General features: G+C 69.1%; 15 protein-coding genes. 13 read left to right on the top strand and 2 right to left on the bottom strand.

What is annotated here, in order from left to right; genetic code table 11:
* The first annotated feature begins 247 nt into the window (after positions 1-247).
* The 6 genes from AB0M35_RS27115 (at position 248) to AB0M35_RS27140 (ending at position 8,496) form a co-directional block, all read left to right on the top strand.
* Complete coding sequence (locus AB0M35_RS27115) at positions 248-2,509, top strand: alpha-L-fucosidase (protein WP_363748817.1); 2,262 nt, start codon at positions 248-250, stop codon at positions 2,507-2,509.
* A 91-nt stretch (positions 2,510-2,600) separates the two neighbouring features.
* On the top strand, positions 2,601-3,665 hold the full coding sequence (locus AB0M35_RS27120) for a sugar ABC transporter substrate-binding protein (protein ID WP_363748818.1): 1,065 nt from the start codon (positions 2,601-2,603) through the stop codon (positions 3,663-3,665).
* Positions 3,662-5,203: a sugar ABC transporter ATP-binding protein gene (locus tag AB0M35_RS27125; RefSeq protein WP_363748819.1), complete on the top strand. Its 1,542-nt coding sequence runs from the start codon at positions 3,662-3,664 to the stop codon at positions 5,201-5,203. The genes AB0M35_RS27120 and AB0M35_RS27125 overlap by 4 nt, the downstream gene beginning before the upstream one ends.
* Entirely contained in the window at positions 5,196-6,236 is a 1,041-nt protein-coding gene (locus AB0M35_RS27130) for an ABC transporter permease (RefSeq protein WP_363748820.1), read from the top strand. The genes AB0M35_RS27125 and AB0M35_RS27130 overlap by 8 nt, the downstream gene beginning before the upstream one ends.
* A 77-nt stretch (positions 6,237-6,313) precedes the next feature.
* On the top strand, positions 6,314-7,633 hold the full coding sequence (locus AB0M35_RS27135; protein ID WP_363748833.1) for an enolase C-terminal domain-like protein: 1,320 nt from the start codon (positions 6,314-6,316) through the stop codon (positions 7,631-7,633).
* Positions 7,630-8,496 (top strand): amidohydrolase family protein, encoded by an 867-nt coding sequence (locus AB0M35_RS27140; RefSeq protein WP_363748822.1) that lies wholly within the window; start codon positions 7,630-7,632, stop codon positions 8,494-8,496. The genes AB0M35_RS27135 and AB0M35_RS27140 overlap by 4 nt, the downstream gene beginning before the upstream one ends.
* Positions 8,497-8,504: 8 nt before the next feature.
* Here AB0M35_RS27140 and AB0M35_RS27145 read toward each other — a convergent pair whose 3' ends face one another.
* A complete protein-coding gene (locus AB0M35_RS27145) occupies positions 8,505-9,200 on the bottom strand; it encodes a FadR/GntR family transcriptional regulator (RefSeq protein WP_363748823.1) in 696 nt (231 codons plus the stop codon).
* A 182-nt stretch (positions 9,201-9,382) separates the two neighbouring features.
* Here AB0M35_RS27145 and AB0M35_RS27150 point away from each other — a divergent pair, with 182 nt between their 5' ends.
* From AB0M35_RS27150 to AB0M35_RS27165, 4 genes are all read left to right on the top strand, one after another.
* Positions 9,383-10,408 (top strand): alcohol dehydrogenase catalytic domain-containing protein, encoded by a 1,026-nt coding sequence (locus AB0M35_RS27150; RefSeq protein WP_363748824.1) that lies wholly within the window; start codon positions 9,383-9,385, stop codon positions 10,406-10,408.
* On the top strand, positions 10,405-11,166 hold the full coding sequence (locus AB0M35_RS27155; protein ID WP_363748825.1) for an SDR family oxidoreductase: 762 nt from the start codon (positions 10,405-10,407) through the stop codon (positions 11,164-11,166). The genes AB0M35_RS27150 and AB0M35_RS27155 overlap by 4 nt, the downstream gene beginning before the upstream one ends.
* A 147-nt stretch (positions 11,167-11,313) precedes the next feature.
* Positions 11,314-11,781 carry a hypothetical protein gene (locus AB0M35_RS27160; RefSeq protein WP_363748826.1) on the top strand — a complete coding sequence of 156 codons (468 nt, stop codon included), beginning with the start codon at positions 11,314-11,316 and terminating at the stop codon, positions 11,779-11,781.
* Positions 11,782-12,125: 344 nt separating this feature from the next.
* A complete protein-coding gene (locus tag AB0M35_RS27165; RefSeq protein WP_363748827.1) occupies positions 12,126-15,122 on the top strand; it encodes a glycoside hydrolase family 95 protein in 2,997 nt (998 codons plus the stop codon).
* Positions 15,123-15,257: 135 nt separating this feature from the next.
* Here AB0M35_RS27165 and AB0M35_RS27170 read toward each other — a convergent pair whose 3' ends face one another.
* A complete protein-coding gene (locus AB0M35_RS27170) occupies positions 15,258-16,559 on the bottom strand; it encodes a hypothetical protein (protein ID WP_363748828.1) in 1,302 nt (433 codons plus the stop codon).
* Between the two features lie 509 nt (positions 16,560-17,068).
* Between AB0M35_RS27170 and chvE the strand changes: the two genes are divergently transcribed.
* From chvE to mmsB, 3 genes are all read left to right on the top strand, one after another.
* The gene (chvE, locus tag AB0M35_RS27175; protein ID WP_363748829.1) at positions 17,069-18,199 is read left to right on the top strand and encodes a multiple monosaccharide ABC transporter substrate-binding protein; all 1,131 of its coding nucleotides are present in this window, start codon (positions 17,069-17,071) and stop codon (positions 18,197-18,199) included.
* Between the two features lie 106 nt (positions 18,200-18,305).
* Positions 18,306-19,844, top strand: coding sequence for a multiple monosaccharide ABC transporter ATP-binding protein (mmsA, locus tag AB0M35_RS27180; RefSeq protein ID WP_363748830.1), 1,539 nt, complete (start codon positions 18,306-18,308; stop codon positions 19,842-19,844).
* Positions 19,841-21,091, top strand: coding sequence for a multiple monosaccharide ABC transporter permease (gene mmsB, locus AB0M35_RS27185; protein ID WP_363748831.1), 1,251 nt, complete (start codon positions 19,841-19,843; stop codon positions 21,089-21,091). The genes mmsA and mmsB overlap by 4 nt, the downstream gene beginning before the upstream one ends.
* Positions 21,092-21,223 lie beyond the last annotated feature (132 nt).

The following is a 21,223-nucleotide window of genomic DNA, read 5'->3' on the forward strand; positions in this document are numbered from 1 at the left end:
TGACCGCCAACATCGGCCCGGCGCCGCGCGACCGCCGTCCCGCCCTGTCGAAGGACCGTGTCGACGGCAGGTGGCCGTCCCGGGGGAAGTCATCTGATGACTCGGGCTGCACTCTCGCTGCAGTCGTGAATCAATGCGAGGTTTTCCCGTTTCCGGGGCGTTGACGTCATCGGATGGTAACCCCTAACGTCTGATGTCTAAAGCACGTGAGCACCACCACCGCCATCCGTGTTTTGGAGGGATCGTCATGTCCCGTCCCCCTGTCACCCGTCGTACGCTGCTGGCCGCCCTCGGCGCGGGTGGGGCCGCAGCCGCAGTCGGCGCCGGCGGCATCTTCCGCCCAATGCCCGCGCACGCCGCCATCCCCGGCCCGTCCAACTACACCGAGAGTTGGGCGTCGGTGGGTCAGCACCCGCCCGCGGCCGAGTGGTTCCAGGACGCCAAGTTCGGCATCTACTACCACTGGGGAGCGTTCAGCGTCCCGGCGTTCGCCAACGAGTGGTACCCGCGCAACATGTACAACCCCGGCTCGGGCGAGAACAACCACCACCGCAACACGTACGGCGACCCGTCGGTCTGGCCGTACCACAACTTCATCAACGGGGCGAACGACCGCTCGGGTCGGTTCGTGCAGTTCGCCCCGCGGCTGCGCTCGGCGGGTGGCAACTTCGACCCGAACGAGTGGGCGCAGCTCTTCGTCGACGCCGGCGCCAAGTTCGCCGGGCCGGTGGCCGAGCACCACGACGGCTTCTCCATGTGGAACAGCCAGGTCAACGAGTGGAACCCGGTGGCCAAGGGCCCCCGCCTCGACCTGCTGCGCCTGCACACCGACGCGATCCGGGCCCGGGGAATGAAGGTCATGGTCGCCATGCACCACGCCTTCAACTTCACCGGCTTCTTCCAATGGGCCCCGCAGCAGTCCGACCCGAGCCTGCGCAAGCTCTACGGGCAGCTGGGCACCGCCGCGCAGGAGCAGCTCTGGTTCGACAAGCTGCGCGAGGTGATCGACCAGGCCCAGCCAGACATCCTCTGGCAGGACTTCGACCTGCACCGCATCAGCGAGGCCCAGCGACTGCGCTTTCTGGCGTACTACTACAACCGCGCCGTCGCCTGGGACAAGGAGGTCGTCGCGACCTACAAGGACGGTCTGGAGCGCGGCGGCGCGGTCTACGACTACGAGCGCGGCGGCCCCGCCGAGCTGCGCGAGCCGTACTGGCTGACCGACGACAGCATCAGCAGCTCCAGCTGGTGCTACACCGTCGGGATCGGCTACTACTCGCTCAACCAGATGCTGCACTCGTTGATCGACCGGGTGAGCAAGAACGGCAACATGGTGCTCAACATCGCGCCGATGGCCGACGGCACCATTCCGGCCGGGCAGCAGACGATCCTGCGCGGCATCGGTGACTACCTGCGGCGCTTCGGTGAGTCCATCTACGCCACCCGGGCCTGGACCATCCACGGTGAGGGGCCGACCCGGATGGGCGGCGGCTACTTCGTCGCGCCGGTGGTCGGCACCCCACAGGACATCCGGTTCACCCGCAGCAAGGACAACCGGGTGCTGTACGCGACGATCCTCGGCTGGCCGGGCAGCTCGGTGAACATCACCACGCTCTCGTCGAACCGGATCAACCTCAGCTCCCTGGCGGGCGTGCAGATGCTCGGCAACACCGTCGGCAGCTACGTCAACCTGCCGAACCGTACCCAGGACGCCGGCGGACTGCGGATCACCTTGCCCTCGGCGAGCGCCCCGTTCAGCGCGTCGGCGTACGTGGTGAAGCTGACCTTCAACGGGCCGATCCCCACCCTCGGCGGCGGACCCTCGGTGTCGCCGGTGGTCAGCGTCTACGCCAACGTCGGCTACGACAGCGGTGCCAACCTGTCGATCGGCAGCTACACCGCGGCGCAGTTGCAGACCGCAGGCATCGGGCTGCGGAGCATCTCGTCGGTCCGGGTCACCGCCGGTCACCAGCTCGTCGGGTACGCCAACGACAACCTCTCCGGCACCAGCTGGACGTTCACCGCCGACAACAGCGACCTGCGTAACACCGGCAACAACGATGCCATCGCCTCGCTGCGGGTGACCTTCAACCCGAACACGTACCAGCGGATCACGAACGTGACCAACGGATTGGCGCTGGACAGCGGCGGCAACGTCTCCTCCGGCTCCGTGCTGAAGCAGTGGAGCTGGGACGGCAGCACCAATCTCCAGTGGCAGCTCGTCGACCTGGGCACCGGCTACTACCGGATCGTCAACCGCACCAACGGCATGGTCGTCGACGGCTTCGGTCAGACGGGCAACGGCGCAGCGGCCCAGCAGGCGCCGTGGAACGGCAGTAACAACCAGCAGTGGCAGATCACCGACCAGGGCAACCGGCGGTACCGAATCGCCAACCGGGCCACCGGCCTGGTGCTCGACGGCGGTGGCCAGGTCGCCTCCGGCTCGCCGGTCAAACAGTGGAGCTGGGACGGCAGCACGAACCTGTTGTGGAACATCAGCCCCGCCTGATTCTTCGCACCAACCGCCGACGCGTGCCGCTCCGTGATTCGTCACGGCGGCCCGCGTCGGACCATCTACCGACATGCATGGAGGATCTTCGATGAAGCGTAGCGCTCTGCTGAGCGTCGGGCTGGCCGCGCTGCTCGGCGCGTCGGCCACCCTCACAGCCGGTTGCGGCGAGACCGGCGGGACCGCCGCGGGCGATTCCCGGTCGGTCGTGGGGGTGGACTACCCGCGTTCCGACACGGACTTCTGGAACTCGTACATCAAGTACGTCCCCCAGTTCGGTGACGAACTGGGCATCGATCTGAAGACGACCAACTCGCAGAACGACATCGCCAACCTGATCTCGAACACGCAGACGTTCATCAGTCAGGGCGTCAAGGGCGTGGTGATGGCGCCGCAGGACACCGCCGCCATCGCGCCGACCCTGGCCCAGTTGGAGAGCAAGGACATCCCGGTGGTCACCATCGACACCCGGCCGGACACCGGCAAGGTGTTCATGGTCGTCCGCGCCGACAACCGCGCCTACGGCACCAAGGCCTGCCAGTTCCTCGGCACCAAGCTCGGCGGTAAGGGCAAGGTCGTCATGCTCCAGGGCGGCCTGGACTCGATCAACGGTCGGGACCGCACCGAGGCGTTCAACGAGTGCATGCAACAGAACTTCCCCGACATCACCGTCTTCGGCGAGGCCACCGACTGGAAGGCCGACGTGGCGGCGTCGAAGCTGCAGACCCGGTTCGCCTCCGATCCGGACATCAAGGGCATCTACATGCAGTCGTCGTTCGCCCTGTCGGGCACGATGCAGATCCTCAAGCAGCGGGGTCTCCAGGTGCCGCCGACCGATCCCAAGCACGTCTTCGTGGTCTCCAACGACGGCATCCCGGAGGAGCTGAAGAACATCGGCCAGGGGCTGATCGACGCCACCGTCAGCCAGCCGGCCGACCTGTACGCCAAGCACGGCCTGGAGTACGTGAAGGCGGCGATCGAGGGCAAGACCTTCCAGCCCGGCCCGACCCCGCACGGCAGCAACATCATCCAGGTGCGCGACGGCCTGCTGGAGGACCAGTTGCCGGCGCCGCTGGTGACGCTCGACGGCGCGCCGGTCGCCGGTGAGCCCACCCTGAAGTTCGACGACCCGGCCCTGTGGGGCAACAACCCATGAGTGCCAGCCCAGCCGGCCCGACCGACGGGCTGGTCGCTGCCGACCAGCCCGTCGTCGAGGCCGTGAACATCACCAAGCGGTTCGGCTCCACGCTGGCCCTGTCCGAGGCGGGAATCGTGGTCCGCCGCGGTGAGACGCACGCCCTGGTGGGACGTAACGGCGCCGGCAAGTCGACCCTGGTCGGCATCCTCACCGGACTACAGGCCGCCGACCACGGCACGGTGGCCTTCGACGGACGTCCGGCGCCACCGTTGGGCGACCGGGACGCCTGGCGCCGGCGGGTCGCCTGCGTCTACCAGAAGTCCACGATCATCGACACCCTGACCGTGGCGGAGAACCTGTTCCTCAACCGGCACGCCCGGGGCCCGGCCGGGCTGATCCGCTGGGCGCGGCTGCGGCGCCAGGCGGAACAGTTGCTCGCCCAGTGGTCGGTCGAGGTCGACGTACGCCAGCCCGCCTCGACGCTCTCGGTCGAGCAGCGGCAGTTCGTCGAGATAGCCCGGGCGTTGTCCTTCGGTGCCCGGTTCATCATCCTCGACGAGCCCACCGCCCAGCTCGACGGCGCCGGCATCAACCGCCTCTTCACCCGGATCCGGGACCTGCGGGCGCAGGGCGTGACCTTCCTGTTCATCAGCCACCACCTCCAGGAGATCTACGAGATCTGCGACCAGGTGACGGTCTTCCGCGACGCCCGGCACATCGTCACCGCCCCGGTGGCGCAGCTGAGCCGTCCGGCGTTGGTGGCCGCGATGACCGGCGAGGAGGTGACCATGTCCGAGGTCGACCACCGACCACTGCCCACCGACGCGCCGGTGCTGCTGTCCGTGCGTGACCTGGTCACCACCTCCGGCGCCGAACTGTCGGTCGAGGCCAGGTCGGGCGAGGTGGTCGGCATCGCGGGAGGCGGCGGCAGCGGCAAGGTCGAGGTCGCCGAGGCGATCGTCGGCCTGACCCGGCCGGTCGGCGGCACGGTCGTCGTCGCCGGCCGTACGCTGCGCCCCGGCAGCGTGCCCGACTCCCTCGCCGCCGGCGTGGGGCTGGTGCCGCAGGACCGGCACCGGGAGGGCCTGGTGCCGCTGCTGTCGATCGCCGAGAACGTCACCATGACCGTGCCCGAGCGGGTCGGTCGGCGCGGCCTCATCTCGCCGAGCCGCCGCGACGCCCTCGCCCGGGACACCATCGCCGATCTGGCGATCAAGGCCTCCGGGCCGCACGTGCCGGTCTCCGACCTCTCCGGCGGCAACCAGCAGAAGGTGGTGATGGGTCGGGCGCTGGCCAGCGATCCGAAGCTGCTGGTGCTCATCACCCCGACCGCCGGTGTCGACGTGCGGTCGAAGCAGACCCTGCTCGGTGTCGTCGACGAGGCGCGTCGGCGCGGCACCACCGTGCTGGTCGTCTCCGACGAACTCGACGATCTGCGGATCTGTGACCGCGTACTGGTGATGTTCCAGGGGCGGGTCGTCCGGGAGATGACCCACGGCTGGAGCGACAACGATCTGGTAGCCGCGATGGAAGGGGTGGATCTCCACCATGTCTGAGACGCTCTCCAGCACCTCGCGACCAGCCGCGTCGCCGCCGCCGGAGCCGGGCTCGGCGTCGCGCAGCCTGGCCATCGCCCGACTGCGGGACCTCGCGCTGGTCCCGGCGATCATCGCCGTCGCGATCGTCGGGTCGATCGTCAACCCGGTCTTCCTCAGCACGGACAACATCATCAACGTGCTGCAGAGCATGTCGGAGATCGCCATCGTGGTCCTCGCCCAGACCATCGTGCTGATCACCGGCAAGATGGACCTGTCGCTGGAGTCCACCTTCGGTCTCGCGCCCGGCATCGCGGCGTGGCTGGTCGTCGACCCGGCGCTGACCCGGGGGCTCGGTCTCGACGTGTTGCCGGAAGTTTGGGCGGTGCCGGTCGTGCTGCTCGTCGGCGCTCTCGTCGGGGCCTTCAACGGGCTGCTCATCGTCCGGTTCGGTCTCAACGGCTTCGTCGTCACCCTGGGCATGCTCATCGTCCTGCGCGGGCTGCTCACCGGCATCTCCGGCGGGCAGACCTTCTTCGCGCTGCCGGAGTCGATGACCTATCTCGGCTCCGCCACCTGGTCCGGCGTACCGGCCTCGATCTGGCTGTCGCTGCTGCTGTTCGCCGGTGGGGTGGTGGTCCTCGGGTACACCCGGGCCGGTCGGGCGCTCTACGCCATCGGCGGCAACGCCGACGCCGCCCGCGCGGCCGGAATCCGTACCGATCGGGTGCTCTGGATCGCCCTCATCGTGGCCAGCGTGCTCGCGGCGCTCGCCGGTCTGCTGATCAGCGGCCGGCTCGCGGCGGTGCCGGCGGCCCAGGGCACCGGCGCCATCTTCCAGGTCTTCGCGGCGGCGGTGATCGGCGGAGTCAGCCTCAACGGCGGCAAGGGCAGCGTCTTCGGCGCCTTCACCGGTGTCCTGCTGCTCTTCATGATCATCAACGTGTTGACCCTGGCCGGGGTGCCGGCGCAGTGGACGAACTTCCTCAACGGCACCGTCATCCTGGTGGCCCTGGTGGTCTCCCGCATCACCGGAGGTAAGGCGCAGACATGAGACCAGCCGGCCGGCGGCCGGTCCCCTCGCCAGGCAGACACCCGAGCCAACCTGTTCGACCCTCAGGAGTTGTGGTGATTGAGCGCATCTCGTCGGTAGAAACCCTCGACGTACGGTTCCCCACGTCCCGTCATCGCGACGGATCGGATGCGATGAACCCGTTTCCCGACTACTCCGCGGCGTACGTGGTCCTGCGGACCTCGGCCGGCGCCGAGGGGCACGGACTGGTCTTCACCGTGGGACGGGGCACCGACCTCCAGGTCGCGGCCGTGCAGGCGCTCGCCCCGATGGTGGTCGGTCAGCCGGTCGACACCCTGCTCGCCGACCCCGCGGCGCTGTCCCGTCGGCTCGTCGGCGACAGTCAGATCCGTTGGCTGGGGCCGGAGAAGGGGGTCGTGCACATGGCCGCCGGCGGTCTGGTCAACGCGGTCTGGGATCTCGCCGCCCGGCGGGCGGACAAGCCACTGTGGAAGCTGCTCGCCGACCTCACCCCGGAGCAGGTGGTGGCCCAGGTCGACTTCCGCTACCTGCGCGACGCGCTGACCGAGGACGAGGCGTTGGCGCTGCTACGGGCCGCCGAGGGTGGACGCGACGAACGCGAGCGGCGGCTGCGGGCCGAGGGTTACCCGGCGTACACCACCACACCCGGCTGGCTGGGCTACGACGACGAGAAGCTGGCCCGGCTCTGCCGGGAGGCGGTGGCGGACGGGTACCGGCTGATCAAGCTCAAGGTGGGGGGCAACCTGGCCGACGACGTACGCCGGATGGGTATCGCCCGGCAGGCCGTCGGAGCGGACGTGCGCATCGCGGTCGACGCCAACCAGATCTGGGGCGTGCCCGAGGCGATCCGCTGGATGCGCGAACTGGCCGCCTTCGACCCGTACTGGATCGAGGAACCGACCTCGCCGGACGACGTGCTCGGGCACGCCGCCGTGCGTGACGCCCTCGCCCCGATCAAAGTGGCCACCGGCGAGCACGTGCACAACGCGGTCATGTTCAAGCAGTTGCTCCAGGCCGACGCGGTCGACGTGGTGCAGATCGACGCCTGCCGGGTCGCCGGGGTCAACGAGAACCTGGCGATCCTGCTGCTCGCCGCCAAGTTCGGGGTGCCGGTCTGCCCGCACGCCGGGGGAGTGGGCCTGTGCGAGCTGGTGCAACACCTGGCCATGTTCGACTTCGTCGCGCTCAGCGGCAGCACCGACGACCGCGCCATCGAGTACGTCGACCACCTGCACGAGCACTTCACCGACCCGGTACGGATCAGCGAGGGGCGTTACCTGGCGCCCACCGCGCCGGGCATGAGTGCCCAACTCGTACCCGCCGCGCTGGCCGACTACCGCTACCCGGACGGCCCGGAGTGGGCGGCCCCGACCAAGGCGGGAGCACCGATCGCATGATCATCGACGCGCATCACCACCTGTGGCGGCCGGAACGCGGCTACACCTGGCTCGACGAGCCGGAACTGGCCACCATCCGCCGCCCGTTCACCCCGCAGGACCTGACCGCCGAGCTGACCGCGACCGGGGTGCACGGCACCGTACTGGTCGAAGGGGGTCGCTGCCATCGCGACGAGGCGGCCGAGTTCCTCGGCTACGCCGCCGACACCGCGCCGATCCTCGGGGTGGTGGCCTGGCTCGACGTGGCCGGCGGGGACGTCGCCGAGACCGTCGCAGACTACCGGCGGTTGCGCGGCGGCGAACTGCTGGTCGGGCTCCGCTCGCAGGTGCAGGGGGAGACCGACCCGGACTACCTCGACCGGCCCGAGGTGCGCCGAGGGTTGGCCGAGGTCGCCGCCGCCGGGCTGGTGTTCGACCTGGTGATCCGAGCCGATCAGCTGCCGGCGGCAGCCCGGGCGGCGCAGGCGCTGCCCGAACTGCGCTTCGTCCTCGACCACCTCGGCAAGCCCCGCATCGACCAGGGCGCGGCGGGGCTGCGGCGGTGGCTTACGCCCTTCGCCGACCTGGCCGCCAACCCGAACGTGACCGCCAAGCTGTCCGGCCTGGTGACCGAGGCGCGGCCGGACTGGTCGCCGGAGGACCTGCGCCCGTTCGTGGAGGTGGCGGTCGAGCAGTTCGGCCCGGATCGTCTGATGTTTGGCTCGGACTGGCCGGTCTGCCTGCTCAGATCGGATTATCCGGGCGTGCGGCGGGCGCTGGAGGCGGCCCTGCCGGCGCTGACCGACCGGCAGCGGGACGACATCTTCGCCGGTACGGCGGTGCGTACCTACCACCTGGCCGGGCCGGCCGGACCACCGGTGTGAGCGCGTCGCTAGGCGTCCGCCGCCTTGGCCGCGAGCACCGTACGCAACCACGCCTCGGAGGTGTTCACATGGATCAGCGCACTGGCCTGGGCGAGCAGTTGATCGCGCGAGCGCAGGGCGAGGTAGATCGCGTGGTGCTCGTCGATCGTCTTGTGCGCCGAGTTGCCCTCGATCAGACCCCGCCAGACCCGGGCCCGCAGCGTACGGCTGGAGAGCCCGTCCAGCAGCGAGGTGAGGGTCTCGTTGCCGGTGGTCGCGATGACGGTGTGGTGGAAGGCGGTGTCGAACTGGATCAGCTTCTCGGCGTCGTCGGCCGCCGCCAGCATGTCCTCCAGAATCCGGGCCAGTTCGTCGAGTTCGGTGTCGGTCATCCGCAGCGCCGCCAGGCCGGTGGCCACCGGCTCCAGCATCCGGCGTACCTCCATCACCTCCAGCAGGGTGTCGTCGCGCAGCAGTTCCACCGCGACGCCCAGCCCTTCCAGCAGCAGTCGGGGAGCGAGGCTGGTCACGTAGGTGCCGTCGCCGCGTCGTACGTCGAGCACCCGGGCCGACTCGAGCACCTTCACCGCCTCGCGGACCCCGCTGCGGGACAACCCCATCTGCGCGGCCAGTTGCGGTTCCGGTGGCAGCCGCGCCCCCGGTGGCAGCTCACCGCTCTGGATCATGCTCCGGATCTTCGCGATCGCGTCGTCGGTCAGTGCCATCCACGCCCCCTTCGGACCGGCCTGCCTCGCGTCTTCGGCGTGGATCCGCCTTTCGTGGCCGGCACCGGCAACCCTCACCACTATAGAGACGTCGGACGTTTGTCGCCGTCGAGGTCCGTCGCGCCGCCCAGGCACCGGAACCGGCGCAACGCCCTGTCACAGCACCTGACCGAGGAGGCGGCGTGAACCGCAGCGCGTACTACATCGGCGAGCAGACCTTCGTCGTGAAGCAGGCCGACCCGGTGCCGCCCGGCCCCGGGCAGGTCCGCATCGACGTCGCCTACACCGGCATCTGCGGCACCGACCTGCACATCGCCCACGGCGCGATGGACCAGCGGGTTCGCGTACCGGCGGTGATCGGGCACGAGATGTCGGGCCGGATCGCGGAACTCGGCACGGGCGTCGAGGGCCACCGGGTGGGTGATCCGGTGACGGTGATGCCCCTGGACTGGTGCGGCGACTGCCCTGCCTGCCGTGCCGGGCACACCCACATCTGTCATCGGCTCAACTTCGTCGGCATCGACTCGCCCGGCTCGATGCAGCAGTCCTGGACGGTGCCGGCGCGGATCCTGGTACCGCTGCCGCAGGAGTTGTCGCTGGCACACGCCGCGCTGGTGGAGCCGACCGCAGTGGCCGTACACGACGTGCGGCGGTCCCGGCTGGTCGCCGGTGAACACGCGGTGGTCATCGGCGCCGGCCCGGTCGGGTTGCTCATCGGCACGGTCGCGCGGGCAACCGGTGCCGAGGTGACCGTGCTCGAACTCGACCCGTGGCGCCGCGAACTCGCCGCCGACCTCGGCCTGTCCACGGTCGATCCGACCACGGTCGATGTCGCCGGGTACGTCCGGGAGGTGACCGGGGGAGCCGGTGCCGAGGTGGTGTACGAGGTGTCCGGCTCGGCGGCCGGTGTCCGTACCGCGACCGACCTGCTCGCCGTACGCGGTCGGCTGGTCGTCGTGGCGATCCATCCCACGCCGCGCGAGGTGGACCTGCACCGGATCTTCTGGCGCGAGCTTGAGGTGATCGGGGTACGCGTCTACGAGCACGCGGACTACGTCGAGGCGGTCCGCCTGGTGCACGGCGGCCAGGTGCCCGCCGATCGACTGATCTCCCGCATCGTGCCGCTGACCGAGGTGGCGCAGGCGTTCCAGGCTCTGGCCGCCGGTGGTGACGTCAAGGTGCTCGTCGACTGTGGAGGAAACGCGTGAACCTGTTCGACCTCAACGGCCGGCTGGCCGTGGTGACCGGCTGCCGGCGCGGCATCGGCCTGGCGATGGCGGAGGCTCTCGCGGCGGCCGGTGCCGACGTGATCGGGGTGAGCGCCGCGCTGGAACAGACCGGCAGCGAGGTCGCGGACCGGGTGCACGCGCACGGTCGATCCTTCCTGCCGTACCGGGCGGACCTGTCCGACCGGGACGCCGTCCGGGCCCTCGCACGGTGGCTCGGCCAGCGGGACCGGCCGATCGACATCCTGGTCAACAACGCCGGCACGATCCGCCGCGCGCCGGCTGCCGAGCATGCCGACACCGACTGGGACCATGTGCTGGAGGTCGATCTCTCCGCCCCGTTCGTGCTCGCCCGTGAGGTCGGTCGGGGCATGATCGCCCGTGGTAGCGGAAAGATCATCTTTACCGCGTCGATGCTGAGCTTCCAAGGGGGCATCACGGTGCCCGGCTACGCTGCCGCGAAGTCGGGAATCGCCGGGCTGACCCGTGCGCTGGCCAACGAGTGGGCGCGGCACGGGGTCAACGTCAACGCCATCGCACCGGGCTACATCAGTACGGACAACACCCAGGCGTTGCGCGAGCAGCCGGAGCGTAACCAGGCGATCCTGGAGCGGATCCCGGCCGGGCGCTGGGGCCGGCCCGAGGATCTCGCCGGAATCACCGTCTTCCTGGCCTCCGAGGCAGCCGCCTATCTGCACGGGGCGGTCATCCCGGTCGACGGTGGCTGGTTGGCCCGCTGACCAGCCGTGCCATTGACTCTTCCCATGTTATCGATAACATTTTATCTTCCGGGGTCAGGGGGTATGACACCTTCGTCGGCTGCGACGGCCACCGTCAGGTCGAAGGCCACTCCCGGATTCCGCTGGCAGGAGGGGAGCTTGATGCGGGTGCCAGGCCAGGTGAGGTACGCGGGGCGCACGCCGAACGGCACGGTCGCCGCGTTCGTCGAGCAGCTTGACCGGGTGCGCCACCAGCCCCTCGAAGCGACCGGGCAGGAGCGAGCCTTCGACCTCTCCTACCGGGCCCTGCCCGCCAGCCGGCGGCGGTTGTTCCGGTATCTGGGCCTGCACCCGGGTCCGGACTTCGACGTGTGCGCGGCCGCGGCGTTGGGCAACTTGACCCTGGTGCACGCTCGACGGACCTTGGCCGACCTGTGCGAACGCCGTCTGGTCGTCGAGTGCGGGACCCGCTACCGGATACCGGACCTGATCGCCGAGCACGCCCGGCGGCTCGCCGTCGACGAAGCCGCCGTGCTCCGTGCCGCCGCGCTCGACCGGCTGGCCCGACTCGGATCGGAGCACCACTCTGACCACCTGTCGCGGCCGGGCCGGCAAGCCGCCACCGAACAGCCCTGATACCGGGCGCACATCCGCCAACATCTGATGTAAGCCGCCCCGCTGACCGGGTCCGCCGGCCTGCCCGAGGGTCGTCGGCGGGCGGTGTTCGGCTGCCCGCAAGTGCCTGTTCATCAGCGACTTCGACCAGGTTGAACCGGACGCGGCGGTCAAATATCGACCATTGCCTATCACCTCGGCCGGGAGTAACATTTCCGAAACACATCAGATGTCTGCCTGTTCTGCAGGCTACCGGCGACCTGACGCATCGCGGCCGCGGCTGGCCCGACGGGCTGATTCAGAGGTTGGCTCATTCAGTTTTCCGCGCTTCGGGTGGCCGGGATCGGTCACCGCTTGGAGGATCGATGTCAGACCTGACCCGACGGCAGGCCCTCAAGATCGGCGCGGCGGGTGCCGGAGGTGCCCTGCTGCCGCTGCCGTGGACCGCGATCGCCCGTGCCGACTCGGTGGCACCCCCACAGGTGCTGGCGGCCGGCGACCTCGCGCTCTGGTACGACCGGGCCGCCGGCACCGACTGGCTACGTGCGCTCCCGATCGGCAACGGTCGACTCGGCGCCATGGTGTTCGGCAACACCGACACGGAACGACTGCAGCTCAACGAGGACACCGTCTGGGCCGGCGGACCGCACGACTCGAGCAACCCCAGGGGCCTGGGCTCCCTCGCGGAGATCCGGCGGCTGGTCTTTGCGAACCAGTGGACCCAGGCCCAGAACCTGATCAACCAGAACATGCTCGGCAACCCGGTCGGACAACTGGCCTACCAGACCGTCGGCAATCTCCGACTGGCCTTCCCCGGCGCCACCGGCACCTCGCAGTACAACCGGCAGTTGGATCTCACCAACGCGACCACCTCCGTCAGCTACCTGATGAACGGGGTGCGCTACCAACGGGAGGTCTTCGCCAGCGCACCGGACCAGGTGATCGCGATGCGGTTGACCGCCGACCGGTCCGCCTCGATCACCTTCACCGCAACCTTCGACAGCCCGCAGCGGACCACGGTGTCCAGCCCGGACGGGGCCACGATCGCGCTCGACGGGGTCTCCGGCAATCAGGAGGGCGTCACCGGCGCCGTCCGGTTCCTCGCCCTGGCGCACGCCACGGTGAGCGGCGGCAGCGTGAGCAGTTCCGGTGGGACGTTGCGGGTCACCGGCGCCACCAGCGTGACCCTGCTGATCTCGATCGGCTCCAGCTACGTCAACTTCCGCAACGTCGGCGGCGACTACCAGGGCATCGCGCGTCGGCACCTCACCGCCGCGCGGGCCAGCAGCTACGACCAGTTGCGCGCCCGGCACGTGGCCGACTACCAGGCGTTGTTCGGTCGGGTGAGTCTCGACCTGGGGCGTACCTCGGCGGCCGACCAGCCGACCGACGTACGGATCGCGCAGCACAACACGGTGAACGATCCGCAGTTCTCGGCATTGTTGTTCCAGTTCGGTCGATACCTGCTGATCTCCTCATCCCGGCCGGGCACCCAGCCGGCGAACCTCCAGGGCATCTGGAACGACTCGTTGACCCCGGCGTGGGACTCGAAGTACACGATCAACGCGAACCTGCCGATGAACTACTGGCCGGCCGACACCACCAACCTGTCGGAGTGCTACCAGCCGGTGTTCGCCATGATCCAGGATCTGACCGTCAGCGGTGCCCGCACCGCCCAGGTCCAGTACGGCGCGGGTGGCTGGGTCACCCACCACAACACCGACGCCTGGCGCGGCTCGTCCGTGGTCGACGGTGCCTTCTGGGGCATGTGGCAGACCGGCGGCGCCTGGCTGGCCACCATGATCTGGGACCACTACCTGTTCACCGGCGACCTCGACTTCCTGCGCGCCAACTACCCCGCCATGAAGGGCGCCGCCCAGTTCTTCCTCGACACCCTGGTCACCGAGCCCAGTCTCGGCTACCTGGTCACCAACCCGTCCAACTCACCGGAGATCGGCCATCATGCCGACGCCAGCGTCTGCGCGGGCCCGACCATGGACAACCAGATCCTGCGGGACCTCTTCGACGGCTGCGCCCGGGCCAGCGAGATCCTCAACACCGACGCCACCTTCCGCGCCCAGGTCCGGGCCACCCGCGACCGGCTCGCCCCGACCCGGGTCGGGGCGCGCGGCAACATCATGGAGTGGCTCTACGACTGGGTGGAGACCGAACGCAATCACCGGCACGTCTCGCACCTCTACGGCCTCGCTCCCAGCAACCAGATCACCCGGCGCGGCACCCCACAACTGTTCGAGGCCGCCCGCCGGACCCTGGAGATCCGTGGCGACGACGGCACCGGCTGGTCGCTGGCCTGGAAAATCAACTTCTGGGCCCGCCTCGAACAAGGCAACCGCGCCCACGACCTCATCCGCTACCTCGCCACCCCCACCCGCCTGGCGCCCAACATGTTCGACCTGCACCCGCCCTTCCAGATCGACGGCAACTTCGGGGCCACCGCCGGCATCGCCGAGATGCTCCTGCACAGCCACACCGGCGAACTCCACCTGCTGCCCGCACTGCCGGCGGCCTGGCCCAGCGGACGGGTCAGCGGCCTGCGGGGCCGGGGTGGGCACACCGTCGGCATCACCTGGAGCAACGGCCAGGCCACCGAGGTCCTCATCCGGCCGGACCGCGCCGGCACGGTACGCGTCCGTGGCCGGATGTTCACCGGCACCTTCACCGTGGTGGACACCACCGACGGCACGCCGGCCAGGATCACCCGGATCGAGTCCGACCTGATCGAGATCACCGTGCAGGGTGGACGCCCCTACCGGGCCACCGGCTCGGCGACCACCACACCGACGCTGGAACAGAGCTTCACCAACGCCAGCACCACCAACGACACCAACACCGGCGCGGCCAACTTCGACGGCAACGGCGCCAGCCTCTCCGCGCAGGCCCTGGCCCAGGCCGGGGTCACCCCGGGCAGCACCGTGAGTCGTAACGGCGTGAACTTCCGCTGGCCCAACGTGGCCCCCGGCGGCGCCGACAACGCCATCGCCTCCGGGCAGTCGATCAGCGTGACCGGCACGGGGCGTACGCTCGGCTTTCTCGCGACCGGCACCTACGGCGCCGTGTCGGGCACCGCCACGGTGGTCTACGCCGACGGCACCCGGCAGGGCTTCACGTTGAGCACCCCGGACTGGTACGGCGGACCGCACGCCGGTGGCACCGCCGCCATTGTGACGGCGTACCAGAACCGCCCCGGCAACCAGCGGCACAACGTCTCCGCCTGCGTCTACTACGTCGGGGTGGCGTTGCAGAACAAGCCGGTGAGCCGAATCGAGCTGCCCAACATCAGCGCACGACCCGCGGCCAACGTACCGACCATGCACATCTTCGCCATCGCGATCGGGGGCTGAGGCACGTCCGTGCCCGCTTCCAGCGCGGGCACGGATCAGCGCGGGCACGGATCATCGGACCGGCGCGCCGGCCGCGTACCACGGGGGTGCCGCGGCCGGCGTGCACCGAGTCAGGGTGCAGCGGTCACCGGTTCGTCACCGCTGGGCCAGCAGCCACCGCAGGATGCTGCTGTCCTCGTACGTCGGGCCGTAGGCGGCGTGGTGGTCCGGCAGGGAGAACGCCTCGTTGCCGTACTCGGTGTAGCGCAGCAGTTCGGCGATCTGCTCGGGCGACTTGCCCCGCGCTTCGTACGCCGTCCGCAGCGCGGCATGCGTGTTGCGTGCCAGCGAGATGTTGAGCAGGTGGTCGTTGACGCCGTGGGTGATCCAGAGCGGGACCTCACCGGCGGCGATGGCGGTCGCCTGGCCGGCGCTGACCTGGAAGCCACCGGTGACCAGGCCGGCGGTGAACAGGTCGGGCCGCTTGGCGAACGCCTCCCACAGCAGGCGCGAGCCGTACGACACGGTGGTGGCGTACACCCGGCCGGTGTCCACCGGGTGGTCCTTGACGAACTGCTCGACCAGCCTGATCAGCAGGTCACCCTCGGCAGGCAGGCCCACCCGCTGGTTCTGCGGGGCCAGCACGATGACGTCCTCGGTGCTACCGGTCCAACTCGACTGCAACCAGGCCGTCGCCGGGATGTCGGCGGCGATCTGTACGCCCAGGTTGTCGCCGTCCCAGCCCATGCCGTGGCCGGGCAGGACCACCATCAGCGGGTACGTCCTACCGGGCTGGTGGTTCTTCGGCAGGTGGTAGTGGTACGGCAGCACCATGCCGCCGCTGAGGTACGAGCCGTACCGGAAGTCGTCGACGAGCAGGTTGACGGCCTTCTCGGTGACTCGGTGCGAGGTCTTCGGTGCCGCCTTGGACAGCACCGGACCCTTGCCGTTGCCCTTGCCCGGCTGGGCGTGGACATCCTTGCGCTGGACCACCCGGGTCGGCAGGTCCTCGTTCACCTTGACGTGGCACAGGAAGGTCGGGCACTTGGAGAGCACGACCGTCCAGCCGAGGTTCTCGTCCGGGTCCAACTCGACAATGACGTACCGGCCCGGCGTCGACCGGCGGTCGGCGCGGGTGGTCGGCGCGTTGTTGGTGTAGGTGTGGGTGATCTTCCGCTCGGCCAGCTTGGGCAGGTCCTCGATCGGGTTGAAGCGGAAGTTGTACGTCGTGTCGGACACCGTGAACGTCGAGTTGTCCAGGGTGCGCGGGTTGACCGTCGTCGGGTACTCGACGGCCACGGCCGAGACCTTCTGGCCGTAGGTGTAGACGGTGGTGATGGGGGTGATGCTGGTGATGTTGCCTGTGCCGCCCCGGTCACCGGCTGCGGCGTAGGCCGTGCCGGACATGCCGATCGCCAGCGCCGTGGCGACGGCGATCAGCGCCCTGCGCAGTCTCATCGATCCTCCTTTGTGGCACGCGACTGGCCCGTCATCCCGGGGCACGCGTGTCCTGGCAGTGGCTGAGGTGTGTCCGGGGATACAGTCGCTAAACTGATTTAGCAGAGCATCTGCCCCGGCGCTTCCGGTGTCAAGGCCGGGCCTGGCGGCATGCCGGAAAGGCCGGGTTCGCCGATCGGCGCGCCGGTGGTGGTCCACGAGCCCTCGGGTATCCGGTGTGGGCGGGCGTGGCTGACGGAATGCGCTCGGTGTCACCGGTCGGATCGGGCGTATCATCGAGCGTCGATGTCGGGTGCGGAAATGCCCGCCACGCTTGTCGGTCTGAGCCTCACCACACCGCTCTGACCTGCGGATACCTGACCGATCGGAGGAGCGGTGGGAACGTTACGAGACCGTGACCGCTGGATTTCGGAGCAGGTGTTGACCTGATACATGTGAGCGCTAACACTTGGCCTCCAAGTGCGACCCACGCAGCCGGCTGACGGCGCGAGTTCAGATTGGGGAAGCCAGTGAGCAGAAAAATCCTGGCCGCTCTCGGTAGCGTCGTCCTGGCGCTGAGCATGGCGGCCTGCAGTGGTGACGGCGCCGGCGGTGGCGGCAATGACAGCGACAAGCCCGGCGATCTGACCATCGGCGTCTCGATGCCCACCCAGACCTCCGAGCGGTGGATCGCCGACGGCAACTCCGTCAAGGAGAAGCTGGAGGCCAAGGGCTACAAGGTGGACCTTCAGTACGCCGGCGACGACATCCCCACCCAGTCGCAGCAGGTCGACCAGATGATCACCCGTGGTGCCGACGTGCTGATCATCGCGGCGATCGACGGCACGGCGCTCAGCGGGCAGTTGCAGGCGGCGGCCGATGCCAAGATCCCGGTCATCGCCTACGACCGGCTCATCCGGGACAGCCCGAACGTCGACTTCTACGTCAGCTTCGACAACTTCAAGGTCGGCGTGGCGCAGGCCACCGCGCTTCTCGTCGGTCTGGGCCTGCAGACCAAGGACGGCGGGAAGGGCGAGGCGACCGGGCCGTTCAACATCGAACTGTTCGCCGGGTCGCTCGACGACAACAACGCCCACTTCTTCTTCAACGGCGCCATGGAAACCCTCAAGCCGTTCCTGGACGCCGGCACGCTGAAGGTGAAGTCCGGTCAGACCAAGATCGATCAGGTGGCGATCCTGCGCTGGCAGCAGGAGGGCGCGCAGAAGCGGATGGAGGACCTGCTGACGTCGAGCTACAACGACGGCAGCAAGGTCGCCGGGGTGCTCTCGCCGTACGACGGCCTGTCGCGCGGCATCATCACCGCCTTGCAGAACGCCGGCTACCGCGGCGACATGCCGGTGGTGACCGGACAGGACGCCGAGATCGCCTCGGTCAAGCTGATCAACGACGGCGTGCAGAGTTCCACGATCTTCAAGGACACCCGGCTGCTGGCCGAGCAGGCGGTGGTCGCCGGTGAGTCGTTCCTCCAGGACAAGACCCCGCAGGCCAACGACACCGAGACCTACAACAACGGCGTCAAGGTCGTCCCGTCCTACCTGCTGCCGGTGCAGACCGTGTTCAAGGACGACATCAAGTCGGTGCTGATCGACTCCGGCTACTTCACCGCCGAGGAGGTCGCCGCCGGTCAGGCCAAGGGCTGACGGCGATATCCCCGGGCTCGGCGGTGGGTATCCGCCGCCGAGCCCGGACCACCCCTGACTGCACCACTCTGCCCCGCACCACGATCGAGACCGCAGGACGGTGATCATGGACGACAACATCCTTGAGATGCGTCGCATCACCAAGACCTTCCCGGGGGTGGCGGCGCTACAGGACGTCTCGCTCGCCGTACGACGTGGCGAGATCCACGCCATCTGCGGCGAGAACGGCGCCGGCAAGTCCACCCTGATGAAAGTGCTGTCGGGTGTTTATCCGTCCGGCAGTTACTCCGGCGAGATCCTGCTCGACGGCAAGCCGGTGGACTTCCGCGGCATCCGCGACAGCGAGGCCCACGGCATCGTCATCATCCACCAGGAGCTAGCCCTGGTGCCGTACCTCTCCATCGCCGAGAACATCTTCCTCGGCAACGAACGCCGTGGCCGCAGCGGCCTGATCGACTGGAACCGCACCAACGCCGAGGCGGCGCGGCTGCTCGCCTCGGTCGGCCTGCACGAGAACCCGGTCACCCCCGTGGTGCAGCTCGGCGTCGGCAAACAGCAACTGGTCGAGATCGCCAAGGCGCTGTCCAAAGAGGTCAAGCTGCTGATCCTGGACGAGCCGACGGCCGCGCTCAACGACGTCGACTCGGCACACCTGCTGGACCTGATGCGGCGGCTGCGTGACCAGGGCATCACCTGCATCATGATCTCGCACAAGCTCAACGAGATCACCTCGATCGCCGACTCGACCACCGTGCTGCGCGACGGCCGGACGGTGGAGCGGCTGGAGATGGGCTCGGGTGAGGTGACCCAGGATCGGATCATCCGCGGCATGGTCGGCCGGGACCTGGACAGCTTCTATCCCGACCGGGTCTCCGCGCCCGGCGAGCAGGTGCTGCGCATCGAGGACTGGACCGTCCGGCACCCCACCCAGGACCGGCTGGTCGTCGACGGTGCCAGCCTCGACGTACGGGCCGGCGAGGTGGTCGGCATCGCCGGGTTGATGGGCGCTGGCCGCACCGAACTGGCGATGAGCGTCTTCGGGCGCTCGTACGGGCGGGACATCTCCGGCCGGCTGTACATGCACGGTAAGGAGATCAGGGCACGGTCGGTGTCCGAGGCGATCGGCAACGGCATCGCGTACGCGACCGAGGACCGCAAGCGCTTCGGGCTCAACCTCATCGACGACATCCGGCACAACGTGTCCTCGGCCGGGCTGCGCAGGCTGGCCCGGGCCGGATGGGTGCACGACAACGAGGAGACCCGGGTCGCCGAGGCCAGCCGGCGTGACATGAACATCAAGGCGCCGAGTGTGCTGTCCGTGGTGGGCAAGCTGTCCGGCGGCAACCAGCAGAAGGTCGTCCTCTCGAAGTGGCTGTTCACCGACCCGGACGTGTTGATCCTGGACGAGCCGACCCGGGGCATCGACGTCGGGGCGAAGTTCGAGATCTACACGATCATCAACCGGCTGGTCGCCGACGGTAAGGCGGTCGTCATGATCTCCTCCGAACTGCCGGAGCTGCTCGGCATGTGCGACCGCATCTACACCCTCTCGGCGGGTCGGATCACCGGCGTGCTGCCGGCGGCTGAGGCGACCCAGGAGAAGCTCATGGAACTCATGGCGAAGGACAAGGAATCCGTCAGATGACCAGCACCAAGCCCTCCTCGGTGCACAAGGGCGGGTCGGCCGAGAGTGCTCCCGCCGTCGCCCTGCACGTCGGCAGCAGCGACCCGCGTACGCTGATCATGAATAATCTGCGGCAGAGCGGCATCTTCGTGGCGCTCGTCGTCATCGTCGCGCTCTTCGCGTTCCTCACCGACGGTCTCTCGCTGAGCCCCGGCAACATCACGAACATCGTCCTTCAGTATTCGTACATCCTGGTGCTCGCCATCGGCATGGTCATCGTGATCATCGGCGGGCACATCGACCTGTCGGTCGGTTCGGTGGTGGCGCTGACCGGCGCGGTCTCCGCCGTGGTCGTCATCCGGCAGGGGCAGCCGTGGTGGGTCGGGGTGCTGGCGGCGGTGGCCGTGGGGCTCGCCGTCGGCGCGTGGCACGGCTTCTGGGTCGCGTACGTCGGTATCCCCGCCTTCATCGTGACGCTCGCCGGCATGCTGCTGTTCCGTGGCCTGACGCTGCGGGTGCTCGACAACATCTCGCTGTCGCCGTTCCCGGCGGAGTACAACCGGATCGCGGCCGGTTTCCTCAACGGACTGATCGGCGGTGACGGCTACGACGCCTTCACCCTGTTAATCGGTGGCATCGCGGTGGCCGGTTACGTGGTGAGCTGCTTCCGCACCCGGGTGGCGCGGATCCGCTACCAGCAGCCGGTGGAGTCGTTCGCGCTGTTCGTCGCGCGGATGGTCCTGGTCGGTGCGGTGGTCATGTGGTTCGCCTGGCAGTTGGCCAACGCCCGGGGCCTGCCCATCGTGCTGATCATCCTGGCCGTGCTGGTGCTGGTCTACGGGCTGCTCACCCGGCGTACCGTGTTCGGCCGGCAGGTCTACGCGATCGGTGGCAACCTGCCGGCGGCGATGCTGTCGGGCGTGAAGGTCCGTACGGTCAATTTCTGGATCTTCGTCAACATGGGCTTCCTGTCCGCGGTGGCCGGCATCATCTTCTCCTCACGGTCCAACGGCGCCCAGCCGGCCGCCGGCAACATGTTCGAGTTGGACGCGATCGCTGCGGCGTTCATCGGCGGCGCGGCCGTCACCGGTGGCGTGGGCACCGTGGTGGGAGCCATGGTGGGCGGCCTCATCATGGCCGTGATGAGCAACGGAATGCAGCTGATGGGCGTCGAACAGTCGATGCAGTCGGTGGTGAAGGGGCTGGTGCTGCTCGTCGCCGTGGCCTTCGACGTCTACAACAAGCGCCGGGCCGGCGCGAGTCGCTGACGCATCGGCGTGGGGGGGGGGGGGGGGGGGGCCCCCCCCCCGGGGGCGGGGGGGGGGGGGGCGCGGGGGGGCCCGGGGGGGGGGGGGGCCGAGGACCCGGGGTGCGGGCGGGTGGTGTGTGGGAGTGGGGGT

The organism is Micromonospora sp. NPDC051196, assembly GCF_040682415.1.
Taxonomy (GTDB): Bacteria; Actinomycetota; Actinomycetes; order Mycobacteriales; family Micromonosporaceae; genus Micromonospora.